This is a genomic window from Parendozoicomonas verongulae (genome assembly GCF_009711465.1).
In the GTDB taxonomy this organism is placed as follows: domain Bacteria; phylum Pseudomonadota; class Gammaproteobacteria; order Pseudomonadales; family Endozoicomonadaceae; genus Sansalvadorimonas; species Sansalvadorimonas verongulae.
The window spans coordinates 5829-6273 of sequence record NZ_SMME01000709.1 but is presented as its reverse complement, the minus strand read 5'-3'; the positions used below and the strand labels follow the sequence as shown (position 1 = coordinate 6273).

Here is a 445-nt window from a genome sequence, read left to right as displayed (position 1 = left end):
TACACGCAAAAATTCCGAGGGCAGCTGGTTGTACCGCTGGAACCACTGGGCTTTGAGCAATCCGCCTTCCGGGGTCGCGTTCCAGTCGCCCATCAGCCACGCCTGTACCAGCCACGGGGGGCCGGATTTTTTGAGGCGGTTTTTATATCCAGGGTCGCTGTTCAGTAGCAGGGGGTTGTCTTGTAACCGGCTGGGGATGAATATCCGCTGCTCGCCGCTCATATCATCGGTGATGGGTTCCATGCCGAGCGGGGCCGGGTCGATATAGCGCTTCTTCAGCCACTCGTGACCGGGGCCGCCGGGGTTGGCGGACAGGTTGCAGCTGGAGGGGATGCCGTAAGGATTACGCAGGGTGGCCTGCAGTTTGTCGATAGGGGCCGAGTCGGGGAAGTTACCGGCCTCGTCGATATACAGGTCGGTGTAGCTGTGCCCCTGATACTTGCCC

General features: G+C 60.7%; 1 protein-coding gene. It reads right to left on the bottom strand.

The features are described from left to right. Positions 1–445, bottom strand: a 445-nt coding sequence (locus E1189_RS03495) for a hypothetical protein (protein ID WP_230460116.1), incomplete at both ends; no start/stop codon positions are given.